General features: G+C 45.3%; 16 protein-coding genes, 1 other RNA gene and 1 riboswitch. Of the genes, 1 reads left to right on the top strand and 16 read right to left on the bottom strand.

All coding sequences use genetic code 11. The features are described from left to right. Positions 1 to 3 precede the first annotated feature (3 nt). The 11 genes from ruvA to BI182_RS09275 all read right to left on the bottom strand — a co-directional run bounded on the left by ruvA (position 4) and on the right by BI182_RS09275 (position 13,637). Positions 4 to 606 (bottom strand): Holliday junction branch migration protein RuvA, encoded by a 603-nt coding sequence (gene ruvA / locus BI182_RS09225; RefSeq protein WP_070370498.1) that lies wholly within the window; start codon positions 604 to 606, stop codon positions 4 to 6. 83 nt (positions 607 to 689) lie between these two features. Continuing rightward, a non-coding RNA gene (ssrS, locus tag BI182_RS09230) (6S RNA) lies at positions 690 to 871 on the bottom strand. A gap of 91 nt (positions 872 to 962) precedes the next feature. Continuing rightward, positions 963 to 2,324 (bottom strand): DNA repair protein RadA, encoded by a 1,362-nt coding sequence (radA, locus tag BI182_RS09235; RefSeq protein WP_286807285.1) that lies wholly within the window; start codon positions 2,322 to 2,324, stop codon positions 963 to 965. 16 nt (positions 2,325 to 2,340) lie between these two features. After that, positions 2,341 to 2,829: a VanZ family protein gene (locus tag BI182_RS09240; RefSeq protein ID WP_070370496.1), complete on the bottom strand. Its 489-nt coding sequence runs from the start codon at positions 2,827 to 2,829 to the stop codon at positions 2,341 to 2,343. A 334-nt stretch (positions 2,830 to 3,163) separates the two neighbouring features. Beyond that, positions 3,164 to 3,799, bottom strand: a complete 636-nt coding sequence (locus BI182_RS09245; RefSeq protein ID WP_286807290.1) for a YigZ family protein — start codon at positions 3,797 to 3,799, stop codon at positions 3,164 to 3,166. Positions 3,800 to 3,801: 2 nt separating this feature from the next. Further along, entirely contained in the window at positions 3,802 to 5,616 is a 1,815-nt protein-coding gene (hflX, locus tag BI182_RS09250) for a GTPase HflX (RefSeq protein WP_286807302.1), read from the bottom strand. Positions 5,617 to 5,699: 83 nt separating this feature from the next. Then, positions 5,700 to 6,860 (bottom strand): tRNA uracil 4-sulfurtransferase ThiI, encoded by a 1,161-nt coding sequence (thiI, locus tag BI182_RS09255; RefSeq protein ID WP_070370068.1) that lies wholly within the window; start codon positions 6,858 to 6,860, stop codon positions 5,700 to 5,702. Between the two features lie 17 nt (positions 6,861 to 6,877). Continuing rightward, the gene (locus tag BI182_RS09260; protein WP_286807308.1) at positions 6,878 to 8,044 is read right to left on the bottom strand and encodes a cysteine desulfurase family protein; all 1,167 of its coding nucleotides are present in this window, start codon (positions 8,042 to 8,044) and stop codon (positions 6,878 to 6,880) included. A 45-nt stretch (positions 8,045 to 8,089) separates the two neighbouring features. Then, entirely contained in the window at positions 8,090 to 8,623 is a 534-nt protein-coding gene (gene dcd, locus BI182_RS09265; RefSeq protein WP_070370070.1) for a dCTP deaminase, read from the bottom strand. Between the two features lie 138 nt (positions 8,624 to 8,761). Continuing rightward, positions 8,762 to 11,131, bottom strand: coding sequence for an endonuclease MutS2 (locus tag BI182_RS09270; RefSeq protein ID WP_286807315.1), 2,370 nt, complete (start codon positions 11,129 to 11,131; stop codon positions 8,762 to 8,764). A 16-nt stretch (positions 11,132 to 11,147) separates the two neighbouring features. After that, the gene (locus BI182_RS09275) at positions 11,148 to 13,637 is read right to left on the bottom strand and encodes a U32 family peptidase (RefSeq protein ID WP_286807319.1); all 2,490 of its coding nucleotides are present in this window, start codon (positions 13,635 to 13,637) and stop codon (positions 11,148 to 11,150) included. Between the two features lie 234 nt (positions 13,638 to 13,871). On the opposite strand from BI182_RS09275, the gene BI182_RS09280 reads away from it, so the two are divergent. Beyond that, positions 13,872 to 15,146 carry a glycosyltransferase gene (locus BI182_RS09280; protein ID WP_286807323.1) on the top strand — a complete coding sequence of 425 codons (1,275 nt, stop codon included), beginning with the start codon at positions 13,872 to 13,874 and terminating at the stop codon, positions 15,144 to 15,146. A gap of 86 nt (positions 15,147 to 15,232) precedes the next feature. On the opposite strand, the gene BI182_RS09285 is transcribed toward BI182_RS09280, so the two are convergent. From BI182_RS09285 to BI182_RS09305, 5 genes are all read right to left on the bottom strand, one after another. Next, positions 15,233 to 15,847: a DUF308 domain-containing protein gene (locus BI182_RS09285; RefSeq protein ID WP_228882780.1), complete on the bottom strand. Its 615-nt coding sequence runs from the start codon at positions 15,845 to 15,847 to the stop codon at positions 15,233 to 15,235. 41 nt (positions 15,848 to 15,888) lie between these two features. Continuing rightward, on the bottom strand, positions 15,889 to 16,323 hold the full coding sequence (locus BI182_RS09290) for a C-GCAxxG-C-C family protein (RefSeq protein ID WP_286807327.1): 435 nt from the start codon (positions 16,321 to 16,323) through the stop codon (positions 15,889 to 15,891). Positions 16,324 to 16,452: 129 nt separating this feature from the next. Then, positions 16,453 to 17,631 carry a methionine adenosyltransferase gene (gene metK, locus BI182_RS09295; RefSeq protein WP_228882777.1) on the bottom strand — a complete coding sequence of 393 codons (1,179 nt, stop codon included), beginning with the start codon at positions 17,629 to 17,631 and terminating at the stop codon, positions 16,453 to 16,455. 94 nt (positions 17,632 to 17,725) lie between these two features. Continuing rightward, a riboswitch (SAM riboswitch) is annotated at positions 17,726 to 17,821 on the bottom strand. Between the two features lie 123 nt (positions 17,822 to 17,944). Then, positions 17,945 to 19,126, bottom strand: coding sequence for an aminopeptidase P N-terminal domain-containing protein (locus BI182_RS09300; RefSeq protein ID WP_286807337.1), 1,182 nt, complete (start codon positions 19,124 to 19,126; stop codon positions 17,945 to 17,947). A gap of 15 nt (positions 19,127 to 19,141) precedes the next feature. Continuing rightward, positions 19,142 to 19,627 (bottom strand): COG2426 family protein, encoded by a 486-nt coding sequence (locus tag BI182_RS09305; protein ID WP_070370078.1) that lies wholly within the window; start codon positions 19,625 to 19,627, stop codon positions 19,142 to 19,144. Positions 19,628 to 19,680: the final 53 nt, after the last annotated feature.

Raw genomic sequence — 19,680 nt, forward strand, 5'->3', positions numbered from 1 at the left:
GTGTTATCGTCCCTTCAATGGATTAGCCGAGCGAAGCGCCCCGGTGATCAGCGCTTCAATGCTACTCTCGGGGGTAAATGCCCGGGCTACCATTTCGGAAGCTTCTGAAATACTATAACCCAATCCCACCAGTCCGTTAATCGCCTGGGTAACCGTATCATCTTTAGCCTGTAAGGAAACAGACTTCAGATCTCCGACTGAAACATCCTTATAGCGATCCTTCAGCTCCAGGATAATCCGACTGGCCGTTTTTATGCCAATTCCCGGGGCCTTGGCAATGCTTTTGGGATCATCGTTGACAATATGGCCAATCAGCTCGTTGCGGCTAAACTGCGACAAAAGTCCCATAGCTGCTTTGGGTCCGATCCCGGAAATCCCGATCATGGTTCTAAAAATCTCCCGTTCATCGGTGGTGGCAAACCCATACAGCGAAACTTCGTCTTCTTTGATCACCTGATGAAGGTGCAGCTTGACCTCCGAATGCAGACTCGGCAGCTCATTTAATGTATTGGTCGACACCTTTACCTTATATCCCATGCGGTTTTGATCAATGACCACATAATCCATGGCTTGTTCTTCCAAGCTCCCGATCATATATTCGTACATAAGCCCTCCTTCAAAATTCAAACATGCTTTACCCATTGTACCAAAACAAAAAAATATTACAACACAAAAAAAGCACCCTTAGGTGCTATCCCAACGTGTCGTACTCCATTTTTGACGCCCTAGCGAAAGCTAGGTGGGTGTCTTGTCTCTAGTTTCTGTTTTCCACTGATATAATGAGGCCTAACATCTGCCAGCGAACAATCAGACTCCCTGAGTATTGATGTAGGTTCAAAAATAAAGTAAAAAACGAACACTTTGGGATAACTTAATTATACACGGTTTTCTACGGAAATCAAAGGATAAATTTTTGCCGCAAACCAGCAGTCAAATTCACTTATTTCAACCCACCGGATGGTCTACAGTAAAATGTCCAGGGCCGAACGAATACTATCTACCGGGAGAATCGTCATTCCGGCAATTTTCAAGCCTTTCTGGTTGCCTTTGGGGATAATGCAACGCTTAAAGCCCAGTTTTTTTCCTTCGATCAGGCGTTTTTCGATGTGCTGGATGTTACGGACTTCACCCGTTAATCCCACCTCGCCCAGAATCATCAAATCGCCGGGGATCTGAAAATCCCGGAGGCTGGAGTAAAGTACAGCAATTACTCCCAGATCGAGTGCGGGTTCATCCACCTTGATGCCACCCACCACATTGATGTACGCATCCACCGACTGCATCTGAATTCCCAGCCGCTTCTCCATAATTGCCAGCAATAATACCATCCGGTTATAATCCATGCCAGTGGCCATTCGTCGGGGATTTCCAAAGCCAGTGGGCGAAACCAGCCCCTGCAGCTCAATCAGCAACGGCCGGGACCCCTCAATACAGGGCACCACCACCGATCCACAGGTATTTTCGGGACGGCTGTCGAGCATCATCTCCGATGGATTGGCTACCGACTGCAAGCCATTTTCAGTCATTTCAAAAATCCCGATTTCATTGGTGGAGCCAAAACGATTTTTGACACCCCTTAGAATCCGATAAGCGTGATATTTTTCGCCCTCAAAATAAAGCACCGTATCAACCATATGCTCCAGCACCCGGGGACCGGCAATGGCCCCATCTTTGGTGACATGCCCCACCAACACCATTGCGATATTATCTTTTTTGGCCAATTGCATCAGTGCGCCGGTGTTTTCACGGATCTGGCTGACACTGCCTGGAGCTGAGCTGATGTCCGGGCTGTACATGGTCTGAATCGAATCGATAATGACAATATCCGGCCGCTCTTCCAGAATAATCGTCAGCAGATAGGGAATATTAATCTCCGATAAGAAAGAAATCTTTTCAGATTTTACCTGCATTCGCTCTGCCCGCATTTTTAATTGCTGTTCCGACTCTTCGCCGGAAATATATAAAATCTTATAGCCCTGATTTCCCAGGGCTTCAGTGGTCTGCAGAAGCAACGTCGATTTCCCGATCCCCGGGTCACCGCCCAGCAAAATCATCCCCCCGGGGACAATCCCACCACCCAGAACCCGGTCAAACTCTTCATTGCAGGTCGGGTAGCGGGTGTCCCCAGTATAGGTAATCTCCGCCAGGGACTTCGGTTTAGAATAAACACCCCGTTCCCGGATGTTTTCCTTGCTTCCCTGCTTAGAAAAATCCAACTCTTCCACCATGCTATTCCACTGCCCACACTCCGGACATTTACCCATCCATTTGGGCGATTCATAACCACAGCTCTGACAGACAAAAATACTTTTTTTCTTTGCCATCTTTTCCCCTTATTCACTACTCAATCCATTTATAAACCAGATAACCGATCAAACCGCCAATCAGATTTAAAATAATATCATCGACATCCGCCCGACGACTGGCTAAAAACAAGTATTGGATCAGCTCGATAGCACAGGTGGTTCCCAGTATCACCACAAAGACATGGAAGAAGCCGACCTTGTTTTTTCGTGCTAACGGATATAGGAACCCCAGCGGTAAAAACAAAATGATGTTTCCGGCCAGGTTTTTGAACGAATCGGTAAAGGTGTATAAAAGAATTTCTGTTGGATTCGTTGGTTTGGTTGCCAAAAACTCCCAATCAATAAAGCCATTAACCATAATGTCATAAAAAAAGTTATCAATCGTAGTCAGCGGTATCAAGTTTACGGTGGTCTCATAGGTAATATTAGAAGCATCGGGTAATAGCGTCAATATAACTAGAAATCCCAAATAAGCCAGCAACAGCAGCTTAAAGAGAAATGCGACACGGTTGTTTTTACTCATATCCTGGTCCTTCCTGGTTGATTGCTCGTGTAAGCCTTGCTATTATAACGAATAAACCTTTAGAGTGCCACAGAAATTTTCCTGACCGGAAATTTTTGCAAAAAAAAGAAAAAATATCGAAAGTAAGCCCTCGATATTTTTATTCTTTGTTTTAAATTAAAATACATTATTGTATCCATGCTAATTCAAAACTCAGCATTAATTTTATACTATGGCAATTATATCCAACTTTTTGGCATTTGTAAAGGGTTTCGCTCGTTAGTTATTTATCTAACGATGCATCTTTTTCAAAACCATTTACTTTATAACAACAACGGTTTTAGAATCATTGTTGTTATAAAGTAAAAACAACATCCACAAAAGCTGGTTCACTGCGAATAATCTGGGCCGTGCCATTGGTTTTATCCTCGATCCAGGCTAAAAATCCGTTTGTTTCCGCCACCGGGATCTGAAAAAACAGGGTGACATTTTCGCCAAAATCTTCATTTACCGGAATCACCTCCCGTTCCATTAGACCGTTGCTCAGTCCCCCATAACTTGCGTAACTGACCACCACTTGCAATTGATCCGAAAACTGCTTCTTGATCACAGTACAATGATTCAGAACATTACTGGCGCCGCCGCCATAGGCCCGGATCAAACCGCCGGTACCCAGCTTCACGCCGCCAAAATAGCGAATGACCACCACCAGTACATCTTTGAGCTCCCGATGATCAATGACCTCCAGAATCGGTTTACCGGCGGTACCGGAAGGTTCGCCATCATCACTGGCTTTTTGGCGCCGGGGATTGGTGTTAAGCACATAGGCCCAGCAGACATGGGTGGCTTTATAATGCTTTTTTCGGATTTCAGCCAGAATCGCATCCGCTTCTTCCTCGGTTTCAATGTGAAAAACCATATTGATAAAGCGGGACTTCTTGATTTCAATCTCCGTTTCATCAGGAATTAATACCGTTTTATAATCTTCCACAATTATACCTCTGTCACCTGATACTTTTCAAACAGATGAGTTGGAAAGTCATCTGTCATTTCGATGGTCACCAGATTGCCGTCAGCCTGATAGTCGATCGCCAAAACCACTTTCATCTCATGCAGAAGTGCCAGTGATTTATTGTCATCATAGGGAATCAGCAGCTGCATTTCCCGTTTTTCTCCTACCAGCACCCGATTGATGATGTCAAAGAGGCTCTCGATTGCCATCCCTTCTTTTGCGGAAATATACAAAGCCAGTTCCTCAACCGCCACCTGATTCTTTAGCAACAAAGCATCCTGTTCTTCCGGGGTCAGCTTATCGATTTTATTATAAATCATTATAACTTTTTTATTGCCGGAACCAATATCCGAAAGCACCTGATTGACCACCTCGATCTGGGCTTCATAGTTATGATTGGACACATCCACCACATGCAGCAATAGATCAGCGGTTTCGACTTCCATCAAGGTGGTTTTAAACGCTTTGATCAGATCATGGGGTAGTTTGTCAATAAAGCCAACGGTGTCTGAGACCAAATACTCACCATGTTCCGGATCGACCTTTCGCAGGGTCGAATCGAGGGTAATGAAAAGGCCGTCTTTGGTCACCACTTCACTTTGAGTCAGCCGATTAAAGAGGGTACTCTTGCCAGAATTGGTATAACCAATTAAGCTGACTGTTTTAATTTTATTTTTACTGCGCTGGACGGCGTTGAGCTGATTGCTCTTGTTGATCCGTTCAATCCGGGCTTCCAGCTCTTCTAACTGTTTGCGGATATGGCGGCGATCGGTTTCCAGTTTCTTTTCACCAGGGCCTCGGGTGCCAATGCCACCGCCAGTCCGGGACATTACAATCCCCAGACCTTTTAGATGACTCATCCGGTATTTCTGCTGGGCCAGTTCCACCTGAAGCTTGCCTTCTTTGGTTTTAGCGTGGCGGGCAAAAATATCCAGAATAATAGTGGTACGATCAACCGTTTTGGTACCGGTGGCGGCTTCAATGTTGGCTATTTGCCGGGAATTGAGTTCATCATTGGCGACAATCAGGTTAATGTCATGATTCTGAATCACCTTGATCAGTTCCTGGAGCTTCCCCTTACCGACATAAAAGGTTGGATCGATCTGATTTTTTGACTGACAAACCTCTTCCTCCACAATACCACCAGCCGTCTTAACCAGTTGACGTAATTCTTCCATCGAGTCCACCAGTTCAATGCCCTTATTTCCCGGCAGATCCAATCCGATCAGTAATGCCCGTTCCTCTTCATCCTCGGCATCGAAGCGATTATTGGGGTCATCTTTAATAAACCGGTCAGCCAACAGGATATAGTGTTCCAGCGGAAACTTGTTTAGTTCTTTCAGGGTTTTGAACAGTCCCTGACCATACTCCATGGTTCCTTCTTCTACCACCGGTACTCCAATGCTAAAGCTGGTCGGTATTTTTTCGTCGACACCAATGGCAATAATACACTGGAGGCTCTGTTTTTTAGCCGCCGAAAAATCCTCAGCCGACAGCCGCGGATTGCCACCGGGATGAGTGTGAATGACCCGGTATTTATTGAGAGCCTTGACATGATAGAGCATCTCCGCATTGCCGATATTGACAGTGGATGCATCACCAATATTTACCCATTGAACCCGATTTTTGTCATTGGTGCAGATCAACACCTCCCGTTTTGTAATCAGGGTCAGTCGTTTTAAAATTTCCAGTACGTATTCATCCAGCAGGACCTGATTTTCCATTTGATAACCAATCAAGTCATTCAGTTCATTGATATAGCTTTGGCGAATGCCACTTTTATTATTATCTGCCATTATTTTTTTCCTTTGATTTATTAGAGTGTCTTATTATAGCACAAAAACCAGGCAAAATAGTTGCCTGGTCAGGTTTATAAAGACTAGAGTTTGACCACTTCGGATTCGGCCACGGCGGTTTCCATCATCGCACCCATCATTTCCGCAATTTTTTCTTCGGAGCGGAGCATCTCCGAAACCTTGGGTTTGGTTTCCGGATGTTTGGGCACAAAAATGGTACAGCAATCTTCGTAGGGCAAAATCGAAGTTTCAAAGGTGCCGATGGTTTCGGCAATTTTGACAATTTCGGTTTTATCAAAGCCAATCAGTGGTCGAAAAACCGGTAGCTCGGCTACCGCATTGGTAGCTCCCAGTCCTTCCATTGTCTGGCTGGCCACCTGCCCCAGACTTTCTCCGGTAATCAGCGCCTTGGCACCTTCGTTGTGAGCAATCATCTCAGCAATCCGCATCATGTAACGACGCATGATGATGGTGGTTTGCCGTTCCGGGCACATCTCCACAATTTTGGTCTGGATCTCAGTAAAAGGCACTACAAAAAGTTTGATCTTGCCACAATACTGGCTCATGATTTTAGCCAGATCAATAACCTTTTCCTTGGTCCGATCACTGGTGAAAGGGAAGCTGTGGAAATAGACCCCGATGACTTCCACCCCCCGCTTGGCCATCAGATAGCCAGCCACCGGACTGTCAATCCCGCCGGACAAAAGCAGTGCTGCTTTACCGCTGCAGCCTACTGGCAAGCCGCCGTTACAGGGGATAAACTGGTGATACATATAGGTTTGTTCGCGAACCTCCACCCACAGATTCAGGTCTGGGTTATGAAGATCCACCGTAATCCCTTCAATGTTGTCCAGAACTACTTCGCCCAGACGGCAACACAGATCCGGTGATTTAATCGGGAAGGTTTTATCCCCCCGCTTAGCGGTAATCTTAAAGGTTTTTATTCCTTCGGTGGACCGCACCTGTTCAATGGCATTTTCTTCAATTGTCTTAATTTCACTGTCAATAACAATGGCCGGACTGATGGACACAATCCCAAATACTTTTTGCACCCGTTCCATCGCCCGATCCAGATCTTCATCACTCACATTGACAATCAGACGTCCCTGAATTTTTTTAACTTTCGCCGATGGTACACTTCTCAGGGTATTTCGAATATTTTTTGCCAATAATTCGATAAAATAATTTCGGTTCAACCCTTTCAGGGCAATCTCCCCATAGCGAACCAGAATAACATGTTCCATTAATTTTTTTGCTCCTGTCATCTATTTTTGTTTGGCTTAATCAACAGCCGCAAGCTGCTGACTGCCTGGGCAATGGCGGCCACTGCTGTTTTAACATCATCGTTGGTAATGTCTTTTGAAAAGCTAATGCGAATGGTTCCTTCTTTGTATTCTTCGGCCAGCCCGATGGCTTTAAGGACATACTGTTTCTCCTTTTTATGCGACGAACAGGCTGAGCCGGTGGAAACAAATATTCCCTTGGATTCAAGGCTGTGCAGCAGTACTTCGCCCCGAACCCGGTTAAATGAAACATTAAGTACATAGGGACTGCCGTTAGGATCACCGTTGATTTTGATGTCATCAATTTTTGTCTCTAATTCATTGATAAAGTCGTTACGCACGTTTCGGATCGCTTCAAACTCATCCATAAATGAGTCGCTTCGTAAACGAACGGCTTCACCAAAGCCAACAATCCCCGGAACATTTTCCGTACCTGAACGAAGGTTATTTTCTTGGCCACCGCCCCGCAGCAGGGGTTTAATGTCGGTACCCTTTTTGAGATAAACGGCGCCCACGCCTTTCGGCCCGAAAATCTTGTGTCCGGACAGGGTCAGGGCATCGAGCATGCTGGCCTGCACATCGATGGGAATTTTCATAAAGCCCTGAACAAAGTCAGCATGAAAAACACACTTGGCATTAACCGCCTTAACGATTTTGCCAATCGCTTTGAGATCCTGAATGGTTCCCAGCTCATTGTTTACCCCCATAATACTGACCAGAATGGTATCCTCGTTCATAGCCGCTTGCAGCTCCGTCAAATCAATATGTCCTTGAGCGTCAACCCCCAGAACCACCACCTCAATCTGATGATTCTGATAGAAGGTAAACACATCCAGTACCGAGGGATGCTCGATGGCTGAGGTGATAATCCGCATCCGCTCCCGTTTTTTATTCTCCACCACCCCTTGGATAATCATATTATTGCCTTCTGTCCCACCGGATGTAAAATAGATCTCCTGGGTTTGACAGTTCAGGTTTTTTGCGATTAATCCCCGGACTTCCTTAATCGCCTGTTCACTGCGAATCCCCAGGCGATGAAGGGATGAGGGATTCCCGTAATTGTTAACTAGGGTATCCATCATCTTTCGCGCCACCTGGGGATGAACCCTGGTGGTTGCCGCATTATCTAAATATATTTCGTTCATTGTTTCGATCCTTTTCCCATACGGCCCAATTTCTTACGATTTGAATTAGCATTCCTCATCCAAAAAAATCCGGCTTCCCACTGCTGAACGCTGGCCCTGATATTTCCCCTGATAAGGATTCAATGCCATATCATCCATTTGAGCAAAAACCAGCTGACAAATCCGTCGGCCTTTTTCCAGTTTAATTGGTAAGCGATTGGCGTTATAAAGCTCCAGGGTAATCTCGCCTTCAAAACCCGGGTCTACCCAGCCTGCATTCTGAATAAATAAACCCATTCGACCGATCGAACTACGCCCTTCAACAAAGGCAGTCAGATTGCAGGGCAGCTTGATGTATTCCATGGTGGTTGCCAAAAGAAAGGAATTGGACGGGATAATGATTTCATCCGCTTCCATGGAAATATACTTAATTTCATCCGTCAAGGACATGGCCTCAAAATTATTTTCATCCAGCTTTAAAAAACTGGTTCCCAAACGAATGTCCACCGAGGCTGGCTGTACCTGCCCCTGTTCCAATGGATCAATGACCAGCTCCCCACTTTCCAGATATTTATAAATGGTTTTATCCGATAAAATCATATTTCCTCCAAATTTCAATAGGTCTGCAAAATTTTCCCATTAATTGTATTATTAATCGATGTTTCTGTCAATTTTTTGCATAACGAGTCCTCTGCGTCTCGGCCATTAACGCTCCGACTATCCCATTTTGCCGCATGCCTAGAGATTGACAATGGTTACCCCAGAGCCTCCTTCGTTCATGGCCCCTAGGCGAAAATCTTCAATCAGCGGGTTTGTTTTCAGGTATTCATGAATAATCTCCCGAAGCCTGCCGGTACCCTTGCCGTGCACAATTACCAGCTGCTTGTGTCCTGAAAGCATGGCATCCCCAATCATCTTATCCACCAGAAACAGAGATTCTTCACCATTTTTGCCGCGGAGATCAAGTTTGGTCTCCATCACATGACGCTCGACCTTTTTAAAGGTCACCTTTTTTTCTTCCGGCTTGGCCAGGGCCGTTGACATGCTCAAATCCCCTACATCAACCTTTAGCTTGATCATCTCTGACTGAACCATGGCTTTGTTCTCGTTGGGCAGCAGATTTAACACCTCTCCCTCCCGACGCAGGCTGTTGATATAAACCTTCATCCCAACACTCAGGTCATCCATTTCCAAAGCTGCCCCCTGATAATCTTTGGGTCGGCTGCCAAACTGATAGAGATTTTTCTCTTTTTCTTTGATCCGCTTGCGAATCGCTTCCAATTCTTTATTGTCCTTGATTGATGTGGTCGTCGTTTCCTGAATGGTTCGGATTTCCCGGTAAATCTCTTCAGTCTCGGCCCGGGTTTTCTTAACAATTTCCATTGCTTCTTCCTGGGCTTTTTGCAGCAGCGCTTTTTGTTCATTTTCAAATTTCTGCTTTTCCCGATCCATTTGGCGTTTCAGCGCTTCGGTTTCCTGCTTCAGGCGAATAATGGCGTCATGTTCCGCTTCAGTGCGACGCCGCTTTTCATCAATTTTAATCAGCGTTTCTTCAAAGCGAATGGCTTCATTCTTAATCAGGTCGCGGGCATTTTCAATAATTTCCTCACCCAGTCCCAGGCGAATGGCGATTTCAAATGCATTGGATTTTCCCGGTACGCCAATTAACAGGCGATAGGTGGGCCGCAGGGTTTTGACATCAAACTCGACGCTAGCATTAACCACCCCCGGAGTGACCAAGGCGTATTCCTTCAGTTCGCTGTAATGGGTGGTGGAGACACTGGTAACCCGACGCAGATGCAGTGCATTTAGAATCGAAATGGCCAGAGCGGCCCCTTCGGTCGGGTCTGTGCCAGCGCCCAGTTCATCAAATAATACCAGTGAGTTATTGTCAGCCTTATTCATAATTGTCACGATATTGGTCATATGCGATGAAAAGGTGCTCAGACTTTGCTCAATGCTTTGTTCATCCCCGATATCGGCAAAGATATCTCCAAAAATCCGGGTTTTACTGCCCTCCCGAACCGGGATAAACAATCCGGACTGCACCATCAAATTCAATAGTCCGATGGTTTTTAAAGAGACCGTTTTTCCCCCGGTATTGGGCCCAGTGATCACCATGGTATCAATGCCTACTTCAAAATATATATCCGAGGCGACAACCTGGTCTTCCGGAATCAAGGGATGCTTGGCCCTAAGCAGCTCAATGGAACCAGTTTCTGAGACACTGGTACGAACTCCATTGATGGTTAGACCATACTTGCCCTTACCAAACTGAAAATCCAGATCCACCAGCACCTCATAATTGCAGATAATTTCATCCCGCAAATCAGCTACCTTCTGGGTCAGATCTTTGAGAATCCGGGTGATTTCGTGTTCTTCTTCGGTAACCAGAATTTTAATATCATTGTTCAGTTCCACCACCGCCATCGGCTCAATAAACAGGGTTGCCCCACTGGCCGATTTGTCCAGTACAATCCCCGGCACCTGGCTGCGGTATTCCTGTTTAACCGGAATAACATAGCGGTTGTTCCGGATCGTCACAATTTTTTCCTGAAGGATTTTTTCATAAGCAGTAGAACTAATCATTTGATTCAGTTTTTCGGTGATCCGCTTGTATTTAAACTGCATCTCCCGGCGAATCCGGGACAGCTCCCGTGAGGCGTTGTCGGCCATTTCTTCCGGTCCCAGGATTTTGCGGCTGATTTCTTTTTCCAACTCTTCACAGGGTTCCAGTGAGGTAAACTGATCCTTGAGCAAAACAAGGGTATCCATCTGGGTGTCCCCCTGATAATAATTATCCATATCCCGGGCAATCCGCAGGAGCGTGGCGATCGACAACAGCTCTTTCATTGACAGCATCGAACCAATGGCTGCACGCTTGACATAATCACTCGTGTTTGGTACATCTGCCAGGGGTGGCCGACCGTTGCGGAGGATCATCCCCAGACTTTCATTGGTTAAATCAAGCGCTCGATTAACTGCTGCCAGACTTTCTTGCGGCAACAGATTCTTTGCCTGATCCTTCCCACCCTGAGTGACGCAATGTTCACCCAGGCTTTTTAATATTTTATGATATTCCAAGACCTTTAAGCTTCTTTGATCCATGTATTATTTCACTCCTCTATTTTACGCCTCGTCTAAAACTCCCCCGGGTGGTTCCTTCAGTTCCCAGCCCTTCGGGAAGACCCCAATGCTTGTCATAAATTCCCTGTCGGTAATAACTGATGATGGTTCTTAACTTTTCGATATTTTCGTTATGGTAGTAGATTCGCCAGGTGTCAACGGCCTTCAATTCAAGGATTTCTTCTCTCAAAAATAGCGTGTCGCCATTATAGATATGAATCAAGCCCTGATCATCCCGCTCCACCGGGAAACTGAAACCCCGCTCATCGAGCAGTTTACCGGACATCTCCCGATGACACAAACCAGTTGTTCCTTTTTTCTTTTCCAGACAATTTTTGCAGCCAAACAGGCATTTTTTACTGACCATCAGCTCCTGAACACCATAAACAGGTAACACCATATCAATCTCAGAATGCCCGGTAATTTCTTGTAACTCGGTTTCAATAAGTTCCGGCGATAACACGGCACCACCAACACCCCACTCTTTTAATGCCCGAGTTGCCAGGGTATTAAACACGTTAAACGACAAATCGGCCTCCACATAAGATGATGTTTTATTCAGCAGTTGCAACGCTTCATAATTACCAATTAAAAAGCCATCCTGATTCAACTCTTTTTTTAGTAATTGCCGCACTTTTTTAGTCATCTGGTCATCCATAATTTTAGGCGTCTTCAATAAAACTGTGATTCCCCGATCCTTCAAGAGGGCGGTCTTTTCTGCTACGCCCTCCCCCAATAAAGGCAACACAACCTGATCCAGTCCATCCAATTGCATTAAAAAGTCGATCATTGGCATTTTTTCAAATGATAGTGAAACCTGTTTCTTTTCACCATCTGATTGCCGTTTTTTTAATCGCTCCGGTTTGGCCAAAAGTTCTTTTTCCAACGGCACAATTGTAATGGTTGAATGTAACAAATCGGGACTGACCTCTTTTTTTTCAGTGTCAGCCAGCTTCTGTGTCAGTTTAATCAGCACTTCTTTACGCAAGGTGTTTAACTGACTACGGGATAGAAAAACTTGATCATCCAATTCCATGGAAATGATACCCAGTTCGAAGCCAGTGCCACCGATCCGGGAAATTTGCTCCCGCACCATCGCCTCATCAATGGGATTTTTTAGTGGTGCTTCGGGATAAAAATCAGCACGATAGGTGACTGCGCACCCCTGTGCAGAAGCGACTATTTCTGCCGGTTTATCGAGCTTCAGGAACAGTTTGAAATTGATTGTCGAGGCTGGCTGATCAAGCGAACGGGAGCCCCGTTTTGTAAGGCTGTCCATCAAGTTTTTATCGAAATTTTTGTATAGCAGTGTTCCCGGCGAAACCCCATAGCGACAGGGAATGACCACAGTTTCGCCACCAGAACCCTGTTCACACCGGCGACCCGACGGAGTGAAAATCGCATCGACTCTGGTTCCTGTTTTGCCGTCCTCGCCAAAGGATAACCCATCCCCAACATTGAGTTGCACATCCTCATAAAGACGAATCCCCAGCGGTTGATAGGTGCTTTTATGATTTGTATTTTTGGCAGTTTTAGCAAGACTGACAACCTGACCAATTAAAACACCCCGGTTCTTACCCACCTGAGCATTGAGAATATCTGCTTCATTAAAAAGATGGCCCCGGGTGAAATCCCGGTTAAACACCTGCATGACGGCCCGATTATCGATGGTTTGATCAACCTCATCTCCGGCAGCAGCATCGATGCCTTCCCGATAAGCCCGGGTGATTCCATAAACATATTCCGGTGTTTTCATCCGTCCTTCTATTTTTAAAGAATCCACGCCAGAAGCGCTAACGACCGGAAGCGCATCCAAAATATTTAAGTCCTTGGGACTGATAAGATAGCCTTCCTTTACCAGACGAGCGTTCTCATCGAAGAGTTGGTAATGCTTCCGGCAGGGTTGGGCACAGAGCCCCCGGTTCCCACTACGGCCGCCAATCATACTGCTCATCAGGCACTGACCGGAATAGGCGTAGCACAAGGCTCCATGGGCGAATATTTTTAATTCAATCCGGGTTTTCTTTTTAATATCAGCCACCTGGGTTAGTGACATTTCCCGAGGCAACACCACCCGGGAAAAACCAAGTTTCTGAAAAAACAGCACCCCTTCCAACCCATAAACGGAAGCCTGGGTGCTGGTTTGCAGTTTGAATTCCGGAAAATAATGTCGGAGCAGATAAATCAACCCGATATCCTGAACAATCAAGCCATCCAGGTTAAGGGTTTTTAAAAAATTAAGCGTATTGACCACTTCTGCCATTTCACTGTTTTTGATCAAAATATTCAAGGTGACATAAACTTTCACCCCATGCTGATGACATCGGGTGACCGCTTCCTTAATCTCATCGTCCGTCATGTTTTCGGCATTACGACGGGCATTAAAGGATTTGCCACCAAAATAGACTGCATCTGCACCACCGTTGATGGCCGCTATCACAGCTGCCGTGGTTCCGGCCGGAGCCAGCAGTTCTGGTTTTTTATTCATTTTTACCTCATGTTCCTATTAATCGCTGTTTCACGTAACATCTATGCAATTGATTATTATAACATATCGAGATAAAATAAAGAAGATTTGATATTCTTTTAATTATTTACAGGAAAGAGACTAATCTTCTTGATAAATCAGGGTAGAAAAAGTATGATAAGAAAAATGTTGTATTCTGGTATGATTTAGACGTGAATTGATTTGCAAACTGAAAAGCAGAGAAAGGAACCATTCATGAAAATTGCGATCTTAACCTTGGGAACCCGCGGTGATGTCCAACCTTTTGTCGCCCTGGGACAAAAAGCCCTGGAAAAAGGGCATCAGGCCGTCATCTGTACCGGAAAAACATTCAAGCCATTTATTGAAGCAGCCGGAATCGAATTTAAAGAAGCTGCTAGTGATCTGATGGCGATGCTGGAGACCACTGAAGGACAGATGGTTTTTAAACATGCCCTGCGCCATCCATTCCGAACAAAAAAATATCTCGATGAAGTGGTCAACCCGAATTTTCGAAAGTCTTTGGATCAATTTTATGAAGCCGCCCAGGGGACAGATGTGATCCTCTATCACCCCAAAGCCTTCGGTGCTCCCGATATTGCTGAAGCTCTCGACATTCCCTGTATCAGCATTCCCCCGGTACCGATCACCTTGCCAATTGATGAATTCCCCAACCTGGCCATCTCTCCGACCAAAAATCTGGGAAAACATTTCAATCGCTGGACTTATTCAGTAATGGCTCAGGCCGAACGCTCAAGTATCAATGAAGTCAATGATTTCAGAGAAAAAAACCTGCATCTGCCCAAACGCAAAAGCGGACTCTATACCTTTTCTCTGAACGATCAAGCAATCCCGATCATTTATCCCATCAGTAAGGCCTTATTTCCGGAAGTAACCAGCTGGGAGGGCCGGGTTCTGACGCCGGGGTTTTTTTATCTTGATTCCGCAGCCGAGCAACTTGACTCCAGCATCACATCGTTTTTAAGTGCCGGATCAGCTCCTATTATCGTCTCATTTAGCAGTATGCCTCTTAAAGCGCCTGAACAATTCAAAAACTGTCTTCAGGAAGCGCTTCTTGCCACCCATCAGCGGGGTATCCTATTAACTGGCAACAGTGGCATTCGCTTTGAAGATGACGCCGATCTGCTGACCATCGATGCAGCGCCCCATTCGCTGTTGTTTCCCCATGGAAAAGGAATCGTCCATCATGGTGGTGTGGGAACCATGGCCGCCGCCATCAAAAGCGGCAAACCGCAGCTGATTATACCCTTTTCGGTGGATCAACCCTTCTGGGCCAACCGCCTCTATCAACAGGGGTATGCCCTCAAACCGCTCAAGGAAACCCAGATCACGACACGATCGCTGATTCAACGCTTCATTGCCTTTGAAGAAGAGGCGGTTCAGTCAAAAGCCCAGGCCCTGAAGTCCCTCATCGATCAGGAAAACGGAACTGAAACGGCCCTTGCATTTATTGAGAAGCATTGTCGAAGCAACGTAAAGAGGAATCGATAAAACCACTCTGATTTGCTCCACAACTAAAAAAAGCAGCTCCGGTTGTTTACCCGAGCTGCTCAATAATTCGCTATTATTTCGCCATTTCATTCAACATGATAATCCTCAAACCCTCTTTTGACCTTTTTTATTTGGGAAAAGGTTCGTTTCATGCCAATTGACTGTATCACTAAAAATAAACCAAGGATGCCAAACGCAATCCCAACGATTATCACAATCAGATTGGCCGGACCCATCGGATTAATAAAGGCGTAAATCCCAAAGGCAATAAATCCTACCCCAAGCACGATTTTTGCAATTCTGCCGGCAGTCCCAGAATTTGCAGAAATAATCAATAGAAAAATCCCGGTAATAATTGCCCAGATGCCGATTATGATAATAAAAAATGAGACAATCACATTGGGTACCAGTAAAAAAATAGCGCAGATAATCAAACTAAAGATACCTCTGCCCAGGCTAAAGCCGACCTCAGCGCCGTATTTGCTACGCAACACCAGGGCTGAGACAATATAGATAATTCCCATAATCCCACGATAGACACCAAAAACAAAGACCAACAGGGTAATGGCCTGATTGCTAAAAAAGATGGCAAAGATGCTCAATGCAATAAAACAAAGCCCATCCAGCAGCATCAGCCACCATCTGCCATATGACCGTTCCAACATATCAATACCCAGGGATCTCGCTTCACTTTGATTCATCTGACAACCTCCATCTTTCTCTTTTACGGCTATTTTTGTCTTTATTCTTTTTCCAATGCTGCAACGACCCGATCAAAAACCTGTCCTGCCCGGAGTTTAACCGGGTTGCAGGCTTCCACCTCATCACGATGGTGTTTTTTGATATAATCACAATCCAGACTGCCAAATTCTTTCTCAAATTCTTCAACTAAAAGCTTAGCTACTCGCGTCATTTTAGCCTGGTCTGATGGTCTTTCCTCAGTATATAAAGCGCCCAGGGCTGCCAGTGAACCAGAAAAGGCGCCACAGGTTCTTTCAGAATAAAATCCGGCCCCAAAACCCTGAAGCATCCGAAAACTCTCTTCCGGAATTTTTAACTCATATGTGTCATTGGCCGCCCGTAGCAAAACCTCGGCACAATTCATATGATACTGGGATTGTTCTGCAACCGGTTTGTCTTTTCCAAAGGCATTATAACTCTCAATCGATTTTTTCATTTTTTCCTCCGCTTTTGCTTTTTGGGTGATTCGGGGTACATTCTAATCTTAATGTGCCTTTTTGATATACCCCGAATTAATGACATAACACACGAATCAATAAAATTCTATTTTTGATCGGCGGTTTTCTTATCGATCGTTTTTCAGTTTTTCAACCATATCCAGTCGTTCCCAGGGCAGATCCAGATCTGGGCGACCAAAATGACCATAGGCGGCGGTTTGTTTATAGATTGGCGCTCGCAAACCTAGGTTTTTAATAATCGCTGCCGGTCTTAAATCAAAATGTTTTTGAATCAAGGCAATAATTCGGTCGTCTTCAATTTTTCCGGTACCGAAGGTATCAACATATATTGACACCGGTTTTGCCACCCCAATGGCATAAGCCAATTCCACTTCACATTTGTCGGCCAGACCAGCAGCGACAATATTTTTAGCCACGTGTCGGGCGGCATAGGCTCCGGAACGATCCACCTTGGTGGGATCTTTCCCGGAAAACGCCCCGCCACCATGGCGACCATAACCACCATAGGTATCGACAATGATCTTCCGACCGGTTAATCCACAGTCTCCCTGAGGTCCGCCGATAACAAAACGGCCCGTGGGATTAATGAAATATTTGGTTTCGGCATCCAATAATTGAGGATCAATGACCGCTTTAATCACTTTTTCAATCATATCTTTTTCAATGGTTTCAGACGAAACATCAGCACTGTGCTGGGTCGAAATAACCACCGTATCAATTCGGGTCGGGACGCCGTCATTGTATTCCACGGTTACCTGGGTTTTCCCATCTGGGCGGAGGTAATCCACAAGATTCTCTTTGCGGATATCGGTGAGTCGTTTGGCCAGCTGATGCGCCAAAGAGATTGGCAACGGCATCAGTTCCGGGGTTTCATTGCAGGCAAAGCCAAACATCATCCCCTGATCTCCAGCACCAGTAGCCAAATCAACCTCACTGGCTTCACCTTTTCGGGATTCCAATCCCTCGTCCACACCCATGGCAATATCCGCCGATTGTTCATCGATGGCTGTGATAACTGAACAGGTGTCGCAGTCAAAACCATATTTTGCACGGTCGTAACCAATTTCGCGGACGGTATTTCTGACCAGTTTAGGAATATCCACATAGCAAGAAGTGGTGATCTCACCGGCAACCAGTACCAAGCCAGTTGTCACCAACGTTTCACACGCCACCCGAGCCATCGGATCCTGCTCGAAAATCGCATCCAGAACGGCATCAGAAATCTGATCACAAATCTTATCGGGATGTCCCTCTGTTACCGATTCTGAGGTAAATAATTTTTTCATTTTGTTCTCCTTTTTTATTCTGTAATGTCTATTTACCTGATACTTAAATCACGAAAAAAGCCTCGTCTGATGACGAGGCTAATGTTCACATTAAATCCCATCATTGCGAAAATATCGCAGGTATTGGCACCATGCACATGCTGGTTGCCGGGTTTCATCGGGCCTGTCCCTCCACCTCTCTGGATAGGTAAATATTCAATTACTTTTTTTTAAATCATACACATCATTATTTTCTTTGTCAAGCATTTTATTACTGACTAAAGTTTTGGCAAGGATAACCTCAGCTTAATTTGATGAGCAAATTAAGCTATCGCTACAAGACTTCACAGCCACAATCAGTGATCACCACATCATCCTCAATCCGAATCCCAAGACCCCGTTTTTCCAGATAAAGCCCCGGCTCCACGGTCATGACCATGCCTGGTGCCAGGATCAGATCTCCGGCTGGTCGAACATCGTGGGTGTCCAAACCCAACGGATGACCGATTCCGTGATAATAAAACTCCGTGATATCATTGTTTTCAGGAACAAAACCGGCGCGGCAACATTTTTCCAGGAACAGCTCTTTGGTCAGATTCTGCAGTTCTTTAAGCACAGCCCCCGGTCGATAGGCTGTGAACATTTCCTGTTGAACCGCATTGACAATTCCGTAGAGTTTTTCCTGATCCATTGTCATTTCTCCATTCACTGCAAAGGTACGGCTGATGTCACCACAGTAGCCGTCGACCCGGGCCCCCAGATCCAGAAGCACCAGCTCACCGGCTTTTAAGGCACAGCGATTGGACACATAATGCAAAACGGTGGCATTCTTTCCTGTCGCAACGATGGTTTCAAAGGCCAATCCCTCGGTTCCAGCTTTTTTGACAAAATACTCAAAAAAAGCTGCCAATTCATATTCGTAGGTGCCCGGTTTAATCAAAGCCTGCATCTCTGTGATGGCCGCTTTGGTAACCGCATTGGCTCTGCCAATCGCACTGATTTCTTCCGGCGTTTTAATCAGTCGCATTGCTGCCAAAATCGGATGCAAATCCCTTATTTCACACTGCTTCAACGTTTTTTTGAGCTCTTCGTCTTCGGTTTTAAAGCTTTGATGTTGGGGTGATTTAAAATCAAAATACAAAATCTGACTGGATGATGTCAGACCAATCACCCGGGGTAGCTCTTTGATATAAAAGACTTCATTAATACCCGAAACCGCTTTTGCTGCTTCACAAGTAATCTTCTTACCCACCCACTTTTCTTTCAGTGGATCCGCTTCTTCAATAAAGAGCTTCCAGGACAAATCACCGTGATGATCTTTGATCGCTACCAGAACCACCTCCGGCTCACGAATCCCAGTTAAATAATAAAAATTATTATTGGCAAAAAAAGGATAGCTGGCGTCCTCGGTCATTGCGATTTCCCGACCAGAAAATAGGATTGCCAAGCTATTATTTTCCAGCTGTTCTGCCATCTTTCTTCTGTTTTCTAGATAAAAATTCTGCGATAGTGCCATTACTACTCCTGTTTTCTAAAATAAAGACAGCCCACCGGCAACCAATGCCGTAACAATAATTCCTGCCGTTGCCGATCCCAAAGTAACTGAAATCATACTATGTTTAAAATCCAGTCCGATTAGCGAAGCTGCCAGACACCCTGTCCAAACCCCGGTTCCCGGTAAGGGAATGGCAACAAAAATAAACAAACCCCAAAACTCATACTGCGTCAGTTTATCTGATTTTTTCATTCCTTTGGCAATAATCCAACTGGCCATCTTCCCGAATATTTTAGTACCTGACATCCATTTAAGGATAGCTGGGATAAACATCAAAATAAATGGCGCCGGGATAATGCTCCCCAGAACCCCCAATAGATAGGCCTGTAGATACGACATATCATAAGCTAAAATTGCCAGGGGAATGGCCCCGCGCAGTTCAACAACCGGAATGGCTGAAATAACGATGATCTCCAGCCAATCCGGCAAAAATGCCAAAAAATTAATAATTGCCTGTTGCATATAAACAAATCTCCTTTTAATCTCTCCGGTTAAGTGTTAGAATGACTATAGAA

Origin of the sequence: Acetobacterium sp. MES1, assembly GCF_002237635.1 — a bacterium.
Taxonomy (GTDB): Bacteria; Bacillota; Clostridia; order Eubacteriales; family Eubacteriaceae; genus Acetobacterium; species Acetobacterium wieringae.

Bases quoted from the DNA above. Each gene is read 5' to 3' on its own strand.
- ruvA (WP_070370498.1), bottom strand. From the start codon at position 606: ATGTACGAATATATGATCGGGAGCTTGGAAGAACAAGCCATGGATTAT.
- radA (WP_286807285.1), bottom strand. From the start codon at position 2,324: ATGGCAAAGAAAAAAAGTATTTTTGTCTGTCAGAGCTGTGGTTATGAA.
- BI182_RS09240 (WP_070370496.1), bottom strand. From the start codon at position 2,829: ATGAGTAAAAACAACCGTGTCGCATTTCTCTTTAAGCTGCTGTTGCTG.
- hflX (WP_286807302.1), bottom strand. From the start codon at position 5,616: ATGGCAGATAATAATAAAAGTGGCATTCGCCAAAGCTATATCAATGAA.
- thiI (WP_070370068.1), bottom strand. From the start codon at position 6,860: ATGGAACATGTTATTCTGGTTCGCTATGGGGAGATTGCCCTGAAAGGG.
- BI182_RS09260 (WP_286807308.1), bottom strand. From the start codon at position 8,044: ATGAACGAAATATATTTAGATAATGCGGCAACCACCAGGGTTCATCCC.
- dcd (WP_070370070.1), bottom strand. From the start codon at position 8,623: ATGATTTTATCGGATAAAACCATTTATAAATATCTGGAAAGTGGGGAG.
- BI182_RS09270 (WP_286807315.1), bottom strand. From the start codon at position 11,131: ATGGATCAAAGAAGCTTAAAGGTCTTGGAATATCATAAAATATTAAAA.
- BI182_RS09275 (WP_286807319.1), bottom strand. From the start codon at position 13,637: ATGAATAAAAAACCAGAACTGCTGGCTCCGGCCGGAACCACGGCAGCT.
- BI182_RS09280 (WP_286807323.1), top strand. From the start codon at position 13,872: ATGAAAATTGCGATCTTAACCTTGGGAACCCGCGGTGATGTCCAACCT.
- BI182_RS09285 (WP_228882780.1), bottom strand. From the start codon at position 15,847: ATGAATCAAAGTGAAGCGAGATCCCTGGGTATTGATATGTTGGAACGG.
- BI182_RS09290 (WP_286807327.1), bottom strand. From the start codon at position 16,323: ATGAAAAAATCGATTGAGAGTTATAATGCCTTTGGAAAAGACAAACCG.
- metK (WP_228882777.1), bottom strand. From the start codon at position 17,631: ATGAAAAAATTATTTACCTCAGAATCGGTAACAGAGGGACATCCCGAT.
- BI182_RS09300 (WP_286807337.1), bottom strand. From the start codon at position 19,126: ATGGCACTATCGCAGAATTTTTATCTAGAAAACAGAAGAAAGATGGCA.
- BI182_RS09305 (WP_070370078.1), bottom strand. From the start codon at position 19,627: ATGCAACAGGCAATTATTAATTTTTTGGCATTTTTGCCGGATTGGCTG.